14 protein-coding genes are annotated in these 15,291 nt (G+C 71.3%); 6 read left to right on the top strand and 8 right to left on the bottom strand.

Annotated features, from left to right (window positions below):
• Positions 1-67: 67 nt before the first annotated feature.
• Genes HNR07_RS06990 through HNR07_RS06980 form a run of 3 tightly spaced genes read right to left on the bottom strand, consistent with a single transcriptional unit; the run spans position 68 to position 3,257 of the window.
• Positions 68-1,390 (bottom strand): ABC transporter substrate-binding protein, encoded by a 1,323-nt coding sequence (locus HNR07_RS06990; RefSeq protein WP_184363471.1) that lies wholly within the window; start codon positions 1,388-1,390, stop codon positions 68-70.
• Positions 1,391-1,408: 18 nt separating this feature from the next.
• Positions 1,409-2,284 (bottom strand): carbohydrate ABC transporter permease, encoded by an 876-nt coding sequence (locus HNR07_RS06985; protein WP_184363468.1) that lies wholly within the window; start codon positions 2,282-2,284, stop codon positions 1,409-1,411.
• On the bottom strand, positions 2,274-3,257 hold the full coding sequence (locus HNR07_RS06980; protein WP_184363465.1) for a carbohydrate ABC transporter permease: 984 nt from the start codon (positions 3,255-3,257) through the stop codon (positions 2,274-2,276). Before HNR07_RS06980 ends, HNR07_RS06985 begins: the two co-directional genes overlap by 11 nt.
• A 420-nt stretch (positions 3,258-3,677) precedes the next feature.
• Between HNR07_RS06980 and HNR07_RS06975 the strand changes: the two genes are divergently transcribed.
• The 5 genes from HNR07_RS06975 to HNR07_RS06955 all read left to right on the top strand — a co-directional run bounded on the left by HNR07_RS06975 (position 3,678) and on the right by HNR07_RS06955 (position 9,144).
• Positions 3,678-4,988, top strand: coding sequence for a Gfo/Idh/MocA family protein (locus tag HNR07_RS06975; RefSeq protein WP_184363434.1), 1,311 nt, complete (start codon positions 3,678-3,680; stop codon positions 4,986-4,988).
• Complete coding sequence (locus tag HNR07_RS06970) at positions 4,988-6,214, top strand: Gfo/Idh/MocA family protein (RefSeq protein WP_184363431.1); 1,227 nt, start codon at positions 4,988-4,990, stop codon at positions 6,212-6,214. The genes HNR07_RS06975 and HNR07_RS06970 overlap by 1 nt, the downstream gene beginning before the upstream one ends.
• On the top strand, positions 6,211-7,050 hold the full coding sequence (locus HNR07_RS06965) for a DUF6807 domain-containing protein (protein ID WP_184363428.1): 840 nt from the start codon (positions 6,211-6,213) through the stop codon (positions 7,048-7,050). The genes HNR07_RS06970 and HNR07_RS06965 overlap by 4 nt, the downstream gene beginning before the upstream one ends.
• A 54-nt stretch (positions 7,051-7,104) precedes the next feature.
• Positions 7,105-8,034: an NAD-dependent epimerase/dehydratase family protein gene (locus tag HNR07_RS06960; RefSeq protein ID WP_184363426.1), complete on the top strand. Its 930-nt coding sequence runs from the start codon at positions 7,105-7,107 to the stop codon at positions 8,032-8,034.
• A gap of 78 nt (positions 8,035-8,112) precedes the next feature.
• Positions 8,113-9,144, top strand: a complete 1,032-nt coding sequence (locus HNR07_RS06955; protein WP_184363423.1) for a LacI family DNA-binding transcriptional regulator — start codon at positions 8,113-8,115, stop codon at positions 9,142-9,144.
• A 104-nt stretch (positions 9,145-9,248) separates the two neighbouring features.
• Here HNR07_RS06955 and HNR07_RS06950 read toward each other — a convergent pair whose 3' ends face one another.
• The 5 genes from HNR07_RS06950 to HNR07_RS06930 form a co-directional block, all read right to left on the bottom strand.
• Entirely contained in the window at positions 9,249-10,325 is a 1,077-nt protein-coding gene (locus tag HNR07_RS06950) for a mandelate racemase/muconate lactonizing enzyme family protein (RefSeq protein ID WP_184363420.1), read from the bottom strand.
• Positions 10,322-11,242, bottom strand: coding sequence for a sugar phosphate isomerase/epimerase family protein (locus HNR07_RS06945; RefSeq protein ID WP_184363417.1), 921 nt, complete (start codon positions 11,240-11,242; stop codon positions 10,322-10,324). Before HNR07_RS06945 ends, HNR07_RS06950 begins: the two co-directional genes overlap by 4 nt.
• Complete coding sequence (locus HNR07_RS06940; protein WP_184363414.1) at positions 11,239-12,399, bottom strand: dihydrodipicolinate synthase family protein; 1,161 nt, start codon at positions 12,397-12,399, stop codon at positions 11,239-11,241. Before HNR07_RS06940 ends, HNR07_RS06945 begins: the two co-directional genes overlap by 4 nt.
• Positions 12,396-13,550 carry a Gfo/Idh/MocA family protein gene (locus HNR07_RS06935; RefSeq protein ID WP_184363411.1) on the bottom strand — a complete coding sequence of 385 codons (1,155 nt, stop codon included), beginning with the start codon at positions 13,548-13,550 and terminating at the stop codon, positions 12,396-12,398. The genes HNR07_RS06940 and HNR07_RS06935 overlap by 4 nt, the downstream gene beginning before the upstream one ends.
• A 113-nt stretch (positions 13,551-13,663) precedes the next feature.
• A complete protein-coding gene (locus HNR07_RS06930; protein WP_184363409.1) occupies positions 13,664-14,584 on the bottom strand; it encodes a saccharopine dehydrogenase family protein in 921 nt (306 codons plus the stop codon).
• A gap of 77 nt (positions 14,585-14,661) precedes the next feature.
• Between HNR07_RS06930 and HNR07_RS06925 the strand changes: the two genes are divergently transcribed.
• A complete protein-coding gene (locus HNR07_RS06925; RefSeq protein ID WP_184363407.1) occupies positions 14,662-15,291 on the top strand; it encodes a TetR/AcrR family transcriptional regulator in 630 nt (209 codons plus the stop codon).

The raw sequence follows: 15,291 nt of genomic DNA, 5'->3' as shown, positions 1-15,291 counted from the left end.
CTCTGGCCGGGGCGGGGGCGCCGGAGCCCAGCGGTCGTTGTAACGATTCAAGAGGAGGCGCGGGGATTCAGGATCCGCTACCGATCGCGGCCTCCAGTTCTTCGATGAACTGCTCGGCGGCCTGTTCGGCGGTGAGGTTGCCGAAGACCAGTTCCTGGTAGACGCGCTCGTTGATGGTGACGATCTCGCCCGATCCGATCGGAGGGGGCGGGTTGCCGTCGACGATCTCGTCCTCGACCTCGGCCAGGAAGGCCGCCCCGCGTTCGTCCGCCGGAGGCAGATCGCCGGTGATGGCCTCGCGCACCTCCAGGTTGGCGGGCAACCCCAGGTCGGACAGGACCACCTGAGCCGCCTCCGTGCTGTTGAGCATGAAGTCCACGAACCGTGCGGCCTCCTCCGGGTGCTCCGACCCCGCGGAGAGCGAGTAGTACATCGCTGGCTTGAAGTACATGCCGGTCCGCTGGTGCTCGGTCTCGCCGGGAAAGCGCAGCAGCTCGATGTCGCGGCCGGCGGCCTCGGTGACCGCACCGAGCTGGTTGGTCCAGAAGTACGCCGTGGCACCGGTGTTGGTGGCCAGCACGGATTGGTCGGGGCCGCCGGCCGCGATCTCCACGCCCTCGGCCGCGCTGGGCTGGCCCCCGTCCTCCAGGAGCCGTTCGGTGATGGCGTACCAGTCGGCCAGGGTCTGGGCGGAGAACGCCAGGTTTCCTTCGTCGTCGTAGAGGTTCTCGCCGTGCTGGCGGGCGAAGACGTGGAAGGCGTTCTCGTTGGTCATGCCCTGGGTTCCGACGATCTCCCCGCCGGTTGCCTCGCTGATCTCCACCGAGGTCTCGATGTAGTCGTCCCAGGTCCAGGCCGCGTCGTCGGGCATCTCCACACCCGCCTCCTCGAACGCCTGCGGGTCGGCCAGGATCGCGGAGACGTTCACGCCGGTGGCGATCCCGAAGGTCTGACCGTCCAGGTCGCCGTTCTCTGCCACGTTGGGGTCGATTCCGGACAGGTCCAGGACGCCGTTGAACTCGCTGAGGTCGGCCAGGACGCCGCGCTGTCCGTACTCGCGCAGGTAGCTCTCGTCCTGCATGATGACGTCCGGGGCGTCGTTGGCGGCGGTGCTGGTGGCCAGCCGGTCCCAGTAGGAGGCCCAGTCGGTGTAGTCCCCCGTGATCCGGATGTCGGGGTTCTGGTCCTCGAAGAGGTCGATGGCTTCCTGGAGGGCGGTGTGCCGGGCATCCGATCCCCACCAGGAGAAGCGCAGCTCCACGACACCGTCGTCGGAGTCCGAGCCGCCGCAGGCGGTGGCGGCCATGACCAGGGCGAAGGCCGCGGCGGTCGTGGCGGGCAGTGGGCGGCGCCGGCGCGGGGAGCGGGCACCGCCGGGCGGGGAGTTCATGGGTGGACTTCCTTTCCTCTATTTGATGCCGGTGGTCGCGATGCCCTTGACCAGGTAGCGCTGACCAGCCAGGAAGAAACCGAACACGGGCCCCAGCGCCACGACGGACATGGCGAAGAGCGGCCCCCATGAGGTTTGGGAGCTGGAGTCGACGAAGGTCCTCAGGGCCACCGGCACCGTGTACATGTCCGGGCTGGTCAGGAAGATCAGCTGGCTGAAGAAGTCGTTCCAGGTCCAGATGAAGGTGAAGATCGCCGTGGTGGCCAGGGCCGGCATGGACAGCGGCAGGATGATCTGGCAGAAGATCCGCACGTGCCCGCACCCGTCGATGCGCGCGGCCTCGTCCAGGTCGCGGGGGAGTCCCCGGATGAACTGCACCATCAGGAAGATGAAGAAGGCGTCCGTGGCCAGGAGCTTGGGCACGATCAACGGGTAGAAGGTGTTGATCCAGTCCAGCTGCGCGAACAGGATGTACTGCGGCACGATCACCACGTGGATGGGCAGCATGATCGTGGCGAGCATGATGGCGAAGAACAGCCGTTTGCCGCGGAACTCCAGCCGGGCGAAGGCGTAGGCGGCCATCGAGCACCCGATGAGGTTGCCGACGATGGCCCCGCCGACCACGATCGCCGAGTTCAGCAGGTAGCGGTGGAACGGGTACTGCAGCGCGTTCCACCCCTCCGTGTAGTTCTCGGGGGTGAAGCTCCAGGGGATCAGCCCGGGTTCCCGGAAGATCTCCGCCGTGGGTTTGAAGGAGCTGGAGAGCATCCACAGCAGCGGGTAGAGCATGATCAGGCCGAAGCCGATCAACCCCAGGTGGATGAGCAGTCGCCGTGTGCGTTCGGCCCTGGTGCGCTGTTGCTTGGGCACGGGGGCCGCGGTCTTAGTCGCCATAGAAGACCCAGAACTTGGAGGCGAGGAAGTTCACCGCGGTGAACCCCCCGATGATCATCAGGAGCAGCCAGGCCATCGCGGAGGCGTAGCCCATGTCGAAGGCGCCGAAACCGCGTTGGTACAGGTAGAGGGTGTAGAAGAGGGTGGAGTCCGAGGGGCCTCCGGTGCCGCCGCTGACGATGAACGCCTGGGTGAAGGTCTGGAAGGCGTTGATGATCTGCAGCACGAGGTTGAAGAAGATGATCGGCGTCAGCATGGGGATCGTGATGTGCCAGAAGCGCCGCAGGGGGCTGGCCCCGTCGACCGCCGCCGCCTCGTAGTACATGGCCGGGATCTGCCGAAGGCCGGCCAGGAAGATGACCATCGGCGCACCGAAGGTCCACACGTTGAGGATCACCAGGGTGCCCAGCGCGTAGTCGGGGTGGGACACCCACCCCTCGCCCTGGATACCGAAGAAGCCCAGGACCTGGTTGATCAGGCCGTTGGCGCCGAAGACCTGGCGCCACAGGATGGCCACCGCGACGCTGCCGCCCAGCAGCGAGGGCAGGTAGTAGACCGAGCGGTACAGAGCCAGTCCCCGCAGGCCCCGGTCCAGAACCATCGCCAGGGCCAGCGCCATGGCGAGCTGGAGGGGCACGGAGACGAACACGTACACGAAGGTGACCCGCAGCGCGCTGTGCAGGCGCGTGTCGGTCACCATGCGCTCGTAGTTCTCCAGGCCCACCCATTGGTGGTCACCGATGAGGTTGTAGTCGGTGAAGGAGAAGTAGAGGGAGGCCATGAGGGGGCCCGCGGTGATGAGGGCGAGGCCCAGGAACCACGGGCCGAGAAACCCCAGCGCGGCGAGGTTCTCGTACCTGCGGTTCCCCCCTCGGGAGGTCGCGGCCTTACGGCGGGTCCGCGGCGGCTTGGCGCCGGTGCCGGATTCGTCAGCCGTTCCGGCCTCGGTCTTGCCGTGGAGCAGAGCGGTCAAGGCGACCCACCTCCCTTCCGCACCGGGGTCTCGCGCGCACATCGCACGCTGGGGCCGGGGTTCATGTGGTGACCGCCAATCTGGTCGGAAAACGCGCTGTGGGGACCCGCGCCGTGCGCCTGTGGCTGAGAACACGGTCAGATTTCGCAGGCTGAGGCTTGGTAAGCGCTATCCAGATACTAGGATGTTCAGTTTCTAGCACCGGGTTACGGGGCTGTCAACGCTTTGTTTCCCCCCGCGACCCGAGCGCGCCCCAGATCGTTACCTTCCCTCCGGGCCGCACGGCGCCAGAAAAAACCACCAAAAGTCACCGATCGACGACTTTGCGCACCCATCCCACGGGCGGCATCGCGCACCCTTCGCGTTTTCCAGCAGGCGAACCTCTTGTCGACCACTCGGGAAAGCGTTTACCATGCCGATGTGAACGACACCACTCAACGCAGGTACGCGATCGTCGGTACGGGCTCCCGGGCGCGTATGTACACCCGGGCCCTGGTGGACACCCACCGTGAACTGGGGCGGCTGGTCGCCCTGTGCGACACCAACCGCACCCGAATGGCCGTGCACAACCGGATCGTCACCGACGCCGGGCAGGAGGCCGTACCCACCTATCCGGCCGCGGGCTTCACCCGCATGCTCCGCGAACAGGCCGTGGACGAGGTGATCGTGTGCACCGTCGACCACACCCACGCCGACTACGTCGTGGCCGCCCTCGAGGCCGGCGCGGACGCCATCACCGAGAAACCCATGACCGCCGACCTCAAGGGGCTGCGCAGGATCAACGACGCGCAGGCCCGGACCGGGCGCAGGGTGACCGTCGGCTTCAACTACCGCTACAACCCCGTGCACGGCCAGGTACGCGAGCTGATCGCCTCCGGAGCCATCGGCGAAGTGGGGTCCGTGCACTTCGAGTGGCTGCTCGACCTGCGCCACGGCGCCGACTACTTCCGCCGCTGGCACCGGGACAAGGAGAAGTCCGGCGGACTGCTGGTGCACAAGGCCAGTCACCACTTCGACCTCGTCAACTGGTGGGTGGGCGCACGACCGAGCGAGGTCTTCGCCTGGGGCGGGCTTTTCTTCTACGGCCAGGACAACGGTCGCCGCCACGGGCTGCTCAACGACTACGAGCGCGGCCACGGAGCGGGGTCCGCCGAGAACGACCCCTTCGCCCTGCACATGAAGGACAGCCCCGACCTCACCGCCCTCTACCTGGACGCCGAACACGAGGACGGCTACCAGCGCGACCTGAACGTCTTCGGCCCGGGCATCACCATCGAGGACGACATGTCCGTCCTGGTCAAGTACGACACCGGGGCCCGCCTGAGCTACCACCTCGTGGCCTACGCCCCCTGGGAGGGCTACCGGATCGCCTTCACCGGAAGCCGCGGCCGACTCGAACTCGACATGACCGAGTTCGCCAGCACCTCACCGGGCCGGGACGAGTCCCACCCCGTACGCGGCATGCCCGCGCCCAAGGAGAACACCCGAGCCAGGCTCCTGCTCCGCCGCCACTGGCAGCCCCCGGAGGAGATCCCCGCCGAGGTCGGCGGCGGTGGCCACGGCGGCGGGGACAGCGCCATGCTCACCTCCCTGTTCGGCGGGGCCGACGACGGCATCCGCCCCGACCACGCCGACGGCGGCAACGCCCTGCTCACCGGACTGGCCGCCAACGCCTCCATGGCCTCCGGCTCACCCGTACGCGTGGCTGACCTGCTCTCCGGGAACTCCTGATGGCCCGTCCCCTGACGAACCGCCCCCTGAAGGACCGCACCGGCGACACCGCGCCGCTGCCCCTGCTGCTCGTGGGCGTCCACGGGCACGGTCGCTCCCACCTGCGCACTCTCCTGCCCCTGGCCAAGGCCGGAGCGATCCGGCTCGTCGGCGTCTGCGACCGCAGGCCCCCCGCGCCCGACGACGACCTGGAGGGCCACGGGGCCGTCCCCTACTTCGACGACCTGGCGAGCGCCCTGAAACGGACCGGGGCCCGCCTGACCGTCCTGGTCACCCCGATCCACACCCACCTGCCCCTGGCCACCGTGGCCCTGGAGCACGGCTCCCACCTGCTGCTCGAAAAGCCCACCACCCCCTCCCTGGCCCAGCTCACCCAGCTGGAGGAGGCGGTCAGCGCCTCCGGCCTGGCCTGCCAGATCGGGTTCCAGAGCCTGGGGTCGCAAGCCATCGGCGAGGTCGACCGGCTGGTGCGCGAAGGCGCCCTGGGCGAGCTGCGCGGGATCGGGGCGGCAGGCGCTTGGAAACGCGCCTCCGCCTACTACGACCGCGCGCCCTGGGCCGGGCGGCGCAGGATGGACGGGCACGAGGTGGTGGACGGTGCGCTCACCAACCCCTTCGCCCACGCCGTGGCCACCTCCCTGGCCCTGGCCGGGGCCGAGTCGGGCGCGCCCCGCTCCCTGGAGCTGGAGATGTACCGCGCCCACCCCATCGAGAGCGACGACACCTCCTCCCTGCGCCTGCGCACCTCCGGCGGCACCACCCTCACCGTCGCCGTCACCCTGTGCGCGCCCCACAGCCAACCCCCGGCCATCACCCTCCACGGCGACCGGGCCAGCCTGACCCTGGAGTACACCCTGGACCGGCTCACCCTGCGCCAGCCGGGACAGGAACCGCGCACCACCACCCACGGGCGCACCGACCTCATGGAAAACCTGGTCGCGCACGTGCGCGAAGGGGTCCCGCTCCTGGTCCCGCCCGAACGGACCCGGGGCTTCACCCACGTCCTGGACTCCGTGCGCACCGCACCCGATCCCAGGCCCATCGCCGCCGAACACCAGGAGGTGGAACGGCTGGAGGGGGTCACCCACCGGAGCGTCCCCGGCATCACCTCCCTCGTGCACGAGAGCGCGCGCTCCCTCACGCTGTACTCCGAACTCGGCGCCCCCTGGGCGCGCCCCGCCCGGACCAGCCCGGCCAGCACGACCAACACGGAGGCACACCAGTGAACCTGTCGGTCGGCCGCACCCCCGTGGCCACCCACGACAGCGGAGACCGCGTACCCGCCGAGCTCTCCCCGCGCCCCTACCTGCACCCGGTTCGCACCCTGGCGGGCACCGAGGTCACCGAGGCCTTCCCGGACGACCACCGGCACCACCTGGGGGTCAGCGTGACCCTGGCCGACGTCGCCGGGACCAGCTTCTGGGGCGGGCGCACCTTCACGCGCGAGCACGGCTCGGTCATGCTCGACAACCACGGCCGCCAGGAGCACCTGGCCTGGGACGACCGCTCCGCCGGATGGACCACCGAACTGCTCTCCTGGGTCAGCCCCGAAGGCACCGAGCTGCTCCGGGAGGAGCGCACGACCCGGGCCCTGCCGCTGGACTCCACGACCTGGGTCCTGGACCTGCGGTCGTCACTGCGCAATACCTCGGGCCGCGAACTGGGCATCGGCAGCCCCGCCACCAACGGCCGCCCCGGCGCCGGGTACGGCGGGGTGTTCTGGCGGGCGCCGATCGGGGACCAGCCGCCCACGGTCACCGGACCCGACGGGATGTCGGGGGAGGAGGCCCTGCACGGCTCACGGGCCCGGTGGCTCGCGCTGTCCTCGACAACCGCTCGGGGTTCGGTGTGGACACTGCTCTTCCTCCAGCCCGGCCCGCGCACCGACCCCTGGTTCCTCCGGGCGAAGGAGTACCCGGGCCTGTGCCCGGCCCCCGCCTGGGACACCCGACTGGACCTGGCCGCGGGCCAGACCCTGGAACTGGGACTGCGCACCGCCGTCACCGAGGGCCCGGTGAGCGACCACGAAGCACTGGCCAAAGCCTGCGCGGCCCTGGTCTGACCGCTCACAACACCACGCACACCCCGCACCGGGGACTGGAAAGGAACCGCACACATGCGCGTGCTCGTCACCGGAGGCTCCGGACGGCTGGGGCGAAGCGTCGTGGCCGTGCTCGCCGCACGCGGACACGACGTGACCTCGGTGGACACCGCCGAACACCCGTGGCCCGAAGGGATCACCCCGGCCGTCTGCGACCTGCTGGACAGCGAGGCCCGAACCGAGCTGTTCGCCCGCGCGGCCCCGGAGTCGGTGGTGCACCTGGCCGGGATCGCGGTCCCCTTCGCCCGGCCCGACGCCGAGACCCTGCGGGTCAACACCACCCTGGCCTGGGAGGTGCTGACCGCCGCCGTCCGGGCCGGGGCCCACAGCGCGGTCGCCGCATCCAGCCCCACCGTCTACGGGTACAACACGCCTTCCTGGAAACCGCGTTACCTACCCCTGGACGAGGACCACCCGGTCGCGCCCTGGCACGCCTACGGCCTGAGCAAGGCGGTGGTGGAGGAGACCGTCCGGGCCCTGGCCCGCACCGCCGACAGCTGTGTGCTGTCCGCGGTGCGCCCGGGCTACGTGGTCTCCCCGGAGGAGTGGCGGGGGGCCACCACCCAGCAGGGGCACACCATCGCCGAGCGCTTGGACGATCCGGCCCTGGCCGCGGGCTCCCTGTTCAACTACGTGGACGCCCACGACGCCGCCGAACTGTTCGCGCTGATCGTGGAGAACCCCGAGCGCGTCCCCGGCGGCAGCGTCTACAACGCCGTCGCCCCCGACCCCCTCTCCCACGGTCCGGTCGACGCCGACCTGGCCCGGCTGCACCCCGCCACCGCCGAACTCGCCCCGGCGCTGGCCGACGGACGGGCGGTGTTCTCCTCGGCAAGAGCCCACCGCGACCTGGGCTGGAAGCCCAAGCGCACCTGGCGCGACCACGTCGACCCCGGTGAACGCCCCGACCACAGCGAGCGCGGCGATCACACGGAAGGGATCTAGGTGGGCACGCAGGGAAACCCCCTCCCCTCCGCTACGCTGGGAAAGAGTTTTCCCAGCGGCGGCAGGAGGGGCAGGGGAGTGGATCCCGGTTACGTGACTCTGGAACAGGTCGCCGAGCACGCAGGAGTCTCCCTGGCGACCGCCTCGCGCGTGATCAACGGGAGCACACGCCAGGTGAGCCAGCGGCTCAGGGAGAAAGTCGAGGCCAGCGCCCACGAACTCGGCTACCTGGCCAACGCCTCGGCCCAGACCCTGGCCCGCAACAGCAGCTCGCTGATGGGACTGGTCGTGCACGACATCGCCGACCCCTACTTCTCCCAGATCGCCGCCGGGGTCACCCGGTACGCCGAGGAGCTGGGACTGGTCCTCGTGCTGGGCACCACCAACCGCTCACCCCAGGCGGAGACCCGCATCCTCTCCGCGTTGCGCTCCCACCGCGCCAAGGCGATCGTGATCGCCGGTTCGCGTACCACCAGCGAGGGGACCGACTCCCGCCTGGCCAAGGAGATCGAGGCCTTCGGACGCCAGGGCGGCCGGGTCGCCCTCGTCTCGCAGGCCACCCTGCCGGCCGACACCGTCAGCCCGGACAACCACGCCGGGGCCGCGGCCCTGGCGCAGCACCTGGTCGGCCAGGGGCACCGGCGCTTCGCGATCCTGGCCGGGCCCACCAATCTGCGGACCGCTCGCGAACGCCTGGACGGCTTCCACTCCGCGCTCTCGGCCGCCGGTCTCGAACTCGCCCACCACAACGTCGTGCACGGTGACTTCACCCGCGACGGCGGCTACGAGTCCACACAGCGGTTGACGGCCCTGGGCACCGACGCCACCTGCCTGTTCGCGGTCAACGACGTCATGGCCACCGGTGCCATCGCCGCGCTCCGCGACATGGGCAAGAGCGTCCCGGACGACCTGTCCGTCGCGGGCTTCGACGACATCCCCACCCTGCGCGACCTCACCCCCGCCCTGACCACGGTGCGCCTGCCCCTGGAGGAGATGGGCGAGCGCGCCGCCGCGCTCGCCCTGGACACCGAATACCAGGGGGAACCGCGGGTGATCAGCGTCGAGGGCACGGTCATGTCCCGGGAGAGTACCGCCCCGCCCAAGAGCTGAAAGGTCTGAGCTGACCGGTGGGCCCGGCCCACCGGAACCGAAGCCGCGGCGGCGGCCCCGCACCGGGGCCGCCGCCGTCTCTCGCCCCACCGGCGAACCCGGTGCTAGGGGAGCGGGGCGAGGTCGTCCGCGAACACCAGACCGTGGCCGGGCCCGGTCCGCGCGGACAGGTGGTCGCCCGCGAACTCCACCCCGCTGGGGGCGGCCAACGCCCCCAGGGCGGCGAAGGAGGCGTGGTCGATGTCCTCGACCATGGCGACCCGGGGCAGGCACAGGGCCAGTTGGCCGGACAGCTCCGGCAGCAGGTGGGGCGCGACCGGTACTCCGCGCCGGGCCACGGACTCGGCGATCCGCAGGAACGGGGTGATGCCCCCGACCCGCACCACGTTGGGCTGGGCCACGTCGCACACGCCCTCGTCCACGAACCGCTCGAACTCCGCCACCGAGCGCAGGTTCTCACCCAGCGCGAACGGCAGACCGGTGCGTGCGCGCAGCCGGACATGGGCCGCCAGATCCTGGGCGGGCAGCGGCTCCTCCACGAAGTGCGGGTCGAAGGGCTCCAACCGGGCCAGCGCCCGGGCCGCCTGCGGGACGTCCCAGCGCTGGTTGGCGTCGACCATCAGCAGCCGTTCCGGGCCCAGGAGGTCGCGCACCGCGCCCACCCGTTCCACGTCGCGCTCGACCGGGGCCGAACCCACCTTGATCTTCACCGCGCGGTGCCCCCGGTCCACCCAGCCCCGGACCTGGTCCAGCAGGGCCGGGAGGTCGTAGTCCAGGTTCACGCCGCTGCCGTAGGAGGTCACCCACTCGCGGCGCCGCCCGAGCAGATCCACCAGGGGCACGCCCAGGGAGCGGGCGTGCACGTCCCACAGAGCGATGTCGACCCCGGCCAGGGCCATCAGGGTCAGCCCGGTCGTACCGGCCTCGCGCAGGTGCCAGAGCGACTCGTCCCACAGGGCGGGGTGCGCCTCCCGGCCCAGCAGGAACGGGGCGAGGTCATCGTTGACCAGCGCCTCCACGGCCCGCGCCCCGATCAGCGGGGTCCAGGAGAACCCCGTCCCCACCAGGCCCTCGTCGGTGCTGACCCGGACCACGACGATGTCGTTGCGGTCGACCCCGCCGTCCCAAGCCCTCCGCAGCGGGAGCCGGTGGGCGCGGGCCGTCACCGCGGTGATCCTCACAACACACACTCCACGTGGCGGCGGGCCATCGTGGCGATGACCTCGTCGCCGTCAGCTGACCACACGTCCTCGTTGAAGACCTCCCACTCCACGTCTGCCTCGTAGCCGGCGGCCAGTACGGCCCGGTGCAGTGAGCGCACGTCGATGTGCCCGTCACCGACCATGCCGCGGCCCAGCAGGGAGTCCACCGGCAGCGGGGTGATCCAGTCGCAGACCTGGAAGGAGGCGATCCGGCCCGCCGCCCCGGCGCGGGCGATCTGCGCGCGCACGTGCGGGTCCCACCACACGTGGTAGGTGTCCACGACCACGCCCACGGCATCGGGGTCGAAGCGTTCGGCCAGGTCGAGCGCCTGTCCCAGGGTGGACAGCACCGCGCGGTCGGCGCAGAACAGCGGGTGGAGGGGTTCGAGCCCGAGCCGCACGCCGCGCTCGGCGGCGTAGGGGGCCAGTGCCCCGATCCCCGCCGCGAACCGCTCCCGGGCGCCGTCCAGGTCCCGGTCGCCCTCGGGCAGCCCGCCCGCGACCATGACCAGGACCGGCGCGCCGAGTTCGGCGGCCTCGTCCACGGCGCGCCGGTTGTCGTCCAGGGCATCGGTGCGCGCCGGGTCGGTCAGGAAGCCGCCCCGGCAGTAGGAGGACACCCGGAGCCCGGCCCGGCGGATCAGGCGCGCGGAGTGTTCCAGTCCCATCTCCTGGACGGGTTCGCGCCACAGGCCGATGGCGGGCACCCCCGCGCGCAGGCAGCCGTCCACCGCCTGGGTGAGGCTCCAGCGTTTGACGGTGGCCTGGTTGAGCGAGAGCCGGGCCAGCCGGGGGTCGCCCGGGGCCGGGGTGTCCGACGCGGCGGGGCGGCCGGAGGGGACGTCCACCGGGGCCGGGGCCACGGCGGCGTGAGGACCGCTGGCGGTGGTGCTCACTGCGCCACCCCCGAGACCTCGAGCAGGGCGCGCATCCGCCGCGCGGCCAGGTCGGGGTCGGACAGCACCCCCGCGGTGTCCGCCAGGCGCAGGGTGTGCGCCAGGTGGGGGAGGTCGCGGGCGCTGTGCAGGCCGCCCACCATGTGGAACCCCTTCTGGTGGCCGTTGAGCCAGGCCAGGAAGGCGATCCCGGTCTTGTAGTAGTAGGTGGGCTCGGAGAACAGGTGGCGGGCCAGCGGCACGGTGGGCTCCATCAGCGCCAGGTAGCCGTCGGTGTCGCCCCGGTCCAGGGCCGCGAGCGCCCGGGCGGCGGCCGGGGCGATGGCGGCGAAGACCCCGAGGAGGGCGTGCGAGAAACCCTCCTCGTCCCCGAGTACGAGTTCGGGGTAGTGGAAGTCGTCCCCGGTGTACAGTCGGACGCCGTCCGGAAGCAGGCGCCGCAGGCGTACCTCCAGTGCGGTGTCCAGCAGGGAGACCTTGATCCCCTCGACCCGGTCGGCGTGCTCGGCGATCAGCTCCGCGACCGGTTCCACCGCGTCGGCGGGGGAGTCGTAGCCCCAGTAGCCCGCGAGGGCGGGGTCGAAGGCGGTGCCCAGCCAGTGCAGGATCACCGGGCGGTCGGCCCGTTCCAGGACGGCGGAGTAGACGCGGGCGTAGTCCTCGGGCCCGGATGCCGCCGCGGCCAGGGCGCGCGAGGCCATCACGATGGGCGTGGCCCCGGCCTCGCTCACCGCTTCCAGCTGTTCGCCGTAGGCGGTGATAGCGCTTTCCAGGTCGACACGCGAAGAATCGAGCTGATCGGTGTTGACCCCGCAGGCCAGGAGGGCGCCACGGCTCCTGGCCTCGGCGCCGGTACGGCTGATCAGTTCGGCGGTGGCGGCCCAGTCCAGGCCCATGCCCCGCTGGGCGGTGTCCATGGCCTCGGCCACGCCCAGGCCCTGGTCCCACAGGTGGTGGCGGAAGGCCAGGGTGGCCTCCCAGTCCAGGACGGCCGAGGCGCCCGGCGCGTTGGGGGCCAGGGGATCGGCGACCACGTGCGCGGCCGCGTAGGCGGTTCGGGCCGTGGCGGGGGGCAGCGGCGCGGCGTCGGCCGCGGCCCCGCTGAGCGCGTAGGGGGCGACGGTACCGTCACCGGAGGGAAGGTTCAGGGTGTTCACGTGCTCGAGACCTCGCCGAGTTCGACGGTGCGGCCGGTGCGGGAGGAGAGCAGCCCCGCCTCGGCCATCTGGATACCGCGCGCGCCGGAGAGGAGGTCGTGGTGGAAGGGCGTGCCCAGGACCACGTGGCGCAGGTAGTCCTCCCACTGGGCGCGGAAGCCGTTGGTGAACTCCCCGTTGTCGGGGACGTGCGACCAGTCCTCGCGGTAGCGGACCGGGTCGGCGGCGTCGGGGTCCCAGACGCCCTTGGGGGTGACGCTGCGGTGCTGCACGCGGCATGAGCGCAGCCCGGCCACGGCGCTGCCGTGGGTGCCGTCCACCTGGAACTCCACCAGCTCGTCGCGGTCCACGCGCACGCTCCAGGAGGAGTTGATCTGGGCGATGATCCCGTCGCCGACCTCGAAGATGCCGTAGGCGGCGTCGTCGGCGGTGGCCTCGTAGGGCTCGCCGTGCTCGTCCCAGCGCCGCGGGATGTGGGTGGCGGTGCGCGCGGTGACCGTGCGCACCGGACCGAAGAGGTGCTCCAGGACGTAGTGCCAGTGCGGGAACATGTCCAGGACGATGCCGCCGCCGTCCTCGGCGCGGTAGTTCCAGCTGGGGCGCTGGGCGGGCTGTCCGTCTCCTTCGAAGACCCAGTAACCGAACTCCCCGCGGATGGAAAGGACTTTTCCGAAGAAGCCGCTGTCCAGGAGCCGACGGAGTTTGATCAGGCCCGGCAGGAAGAGTTTGTCCTGCACCACGCCGTTGCGCACCCCGGCCTGCTCGGCGAGCTTGGCCAGCTCCAGGGCGGCGTCCAGGGTGCTGGCCGTGGGCTTCTCGACGTAGATGTGTCGGCCCGCGGCGATCGCGGAGCGGACCGCGGCCTCCCTGGCGTGCGTGATCTGGGCGTCGAAGTAGACGGGGACGCCGTCGTCGGACAGCACCGAGTCCAGGTCCGTGGTCCAGCGTTCGATGCCGTGCTTTTCGGCGATGTCCCGCAGCTTGCGCTCCGAGCGCCCCACCAGTACCGGTTCAGGTATGACGCGCGAGCCGTCGGGCAGCTCCACGCCTCCGGCGTCCCGGATGGCCAGCACCGATCTGGTCAGATGCTGCCTGTACCCCATGCGTCCGGTGACGCCGTTCATGGCGATGCCCAGTACTCGATCACCCATGGATCGTTACCACCCTTTCTGTGAAAGCGCTTTCCAGCGTAGAGCAAAGCTACCCCGCCACGCCAGAGGCAGTGCGGGGCAGAGTGGCAGAATCTGGCCCCCGCCCAGGCAGATCAACCCAGCGTGACCTCCTCCAGCGGCGGCAGGTCAGCCAGCGCGGCCACCTCGTGAAGATGGTGGACCCCGGCTGGCAGGTTCTCGGTCAACCCGGTGGCCCAGGCGCTCACCACCGCCGTACCCCGGGACTGGTTGCGCCCGCGTGCCCAGCGGCGCCGCCCGGCCGAGGTCGCGACCAGCACCCACTCCTCGGAGCCGGGCAGGCGCGGCACCCGGCGCACCCCGCGCAGCGCCCCGGTTCCGGGCAGGCGGGCGAGCACGCTCAGGGCGCGGGTCGCCGCAACCGAGTCCAGTCCGAGGTGCGTGCGCACCGGCCGCCCCAGGTCCCGGGTGAGCGTGTGCTGGTCACTGAAGTCGGCCCGGTACAGGCGCCGCCGTCCGTCGGGCAGGTCCAGGACGCGCCCCCGGGTGAGGTTGCGGACGGCCTCTCCGGTCGCCGGGTCGGCGAAGGAGCGGCCGAGCAGGCCCAGGGACCAGGCGGTGGCCGCCGCCCCGTGCCGCTCCCCCGAGCCCAGGACCACCCCGAGATCGATCGGCTCCCTCCCGGGCAGGTCGGCGGCGAGCAGGTTGGTCAACCCGGGAGCCAGGCCGACGCTGAGCAGGACCGGGGCGCGCGGCTCCAGCTGTTCGATTCGTTTGACGTATCCGGGGGTGGCGGTGGGGTCGACGAAGGCCTTCGCCTGGCCGGTGGCGGCCGTGACCAGATCCGGGTCCTCGGCGCCGGAGGCGTTGACCACCGCGTCCACTCCGTCCAGCGCTTCCCGGTAGCCGAGGAGCCCCGGCTCGGCCAGGTCGACCACCCGCTCCGCACGCCGGGGGTCGCGTCCGGCGACCACACAGCTGTGCCCGTCCGCCCGCAGCGCAGCCACCGTCGGCGCCCCCACGGCTCCGTATCCGCCCAGCACGAGTACCCGCATTCCCGCCCACCTTTCTGTAGTGACACTCAAATTAGATATGTGTAGTGGCACTACAGTCAAGGCGTAGGATCGTGAGCATGGACGCACAGCCCGCCGACGGCCGCACCGCCCGCTCCCTCGCCACCCGCGCCCGGATCGCCCGTGCCGCGACCCGCCTGTTCACCACCGACGGCTACGCCGCGACCAGCATCACCAGTGTCGCCAAGGAGGCGGGGGTGGCCGCGCAGACCGTCTACAACACCTGCGGCACCAAGGCGGGGCTCCTCAAGGAGGCCTTGGACCAGGCCGTCGCCGGAGACGCCGAACCCGTCGCCACCCTGGACCGCCCCTGGGTCCGTGAGGCCCTGTCCGCCGAGGACCCCCATGAGCTGATCCGGCTCCAGGTGCGGGGCACCGCCCAGGTCATGGCCCGCGTCGCCGCCCTGATCGAGGTCCTGCGCGGAGCGGCCGCCTCCGACCCCGAGCTGGCCGCGCTGTGGCGCATCAACACCGAGCAGCGCCGCACCGTCCACACGGTCTTCGCCCAAACCCTGTCCGACCGGGGCACCCTGCGCCCGAACCTGAGCCCGGAGGAGGCAGCCGACACCCTGCTCGGCCTGCTCAGCCCCGAGCTGTACACCCTCTACACGGCCCAGCTCGGCTGGAGCCCTGAGCGCTGGACGCAGTGGGCCGCGGACGCGGTCACCCGCCAGCTCCTCGAGGGCTGA

This window comes from Nocardiopsis metallicus (genome assembly GCF_014201115.1).
Classification (GTDB): Bacteria; Actinomycetota; Actinomycetes; order Streptosporangiales; family Streptosporangiaceae; genus Nocardiopsis; species Nocardiopsis metallicus.
The sequence above is the reverse complement of the archived record's forward strand: the minus strand, read 5'-3'. Positions and strand labels throughout refer to the sequence as shown.

Excerpts from the sequence above, each read along its gene's own strand:
- HNR07_RS06960 (WP_184363426.1), top strand. The coding sequence starts at position 7,105 with ATGCGCGTGCTCGTCACCGGAGGCTCCGGACGGCTGGGGCGAAGCGTC.
- HNR07_RS06925 (WP_184363407.1), top strand. The coding sequence starts at position 14,662 with ATGGACGCACAGCCCGCCGACGGCCGCACCGCCCGCTCCCTCGCCACC.
- HNR07_RS06990 (WP_184363471.1), bottom strand. The coding sequence starts at position 1,390 with ATGAACTCCCCGCCCGGCGGTGCCCGCTCCCCGCGCCGGCGCCGCCCA.
- HNR07_RS06930 (WP_184363409.1), bottom strand. The coding sequence starts at position 14,584 with ATGCGGGTACTCGTGCTGGGCGGATACGGAGCCGTGGGGGCGCCGACG.
- HNR07_RS06935 (WP_184363411.1), bottom strand. The coding sequence starts at position 13,550 with ATGGGTGATCGAGTACTGGGCATCGCCATGAACGGCGTCACCGGACGC.
- HNR07_RS06985 (WP_184363468.1), bottom strand. The coding sequence starts at position 2,284 with ATGGCGACTAAGACCGCGGCCCCCGTGCCCAAGCAACAGCGCACCAGG.
- HNR07_RS06970 (WP_184363431.1), top strand. The coding sequence starts at position 4,988 with ATGGCCCGTCCCCTGACGAACCGCCCCCTGAAGGACCGCACCGGCGAC.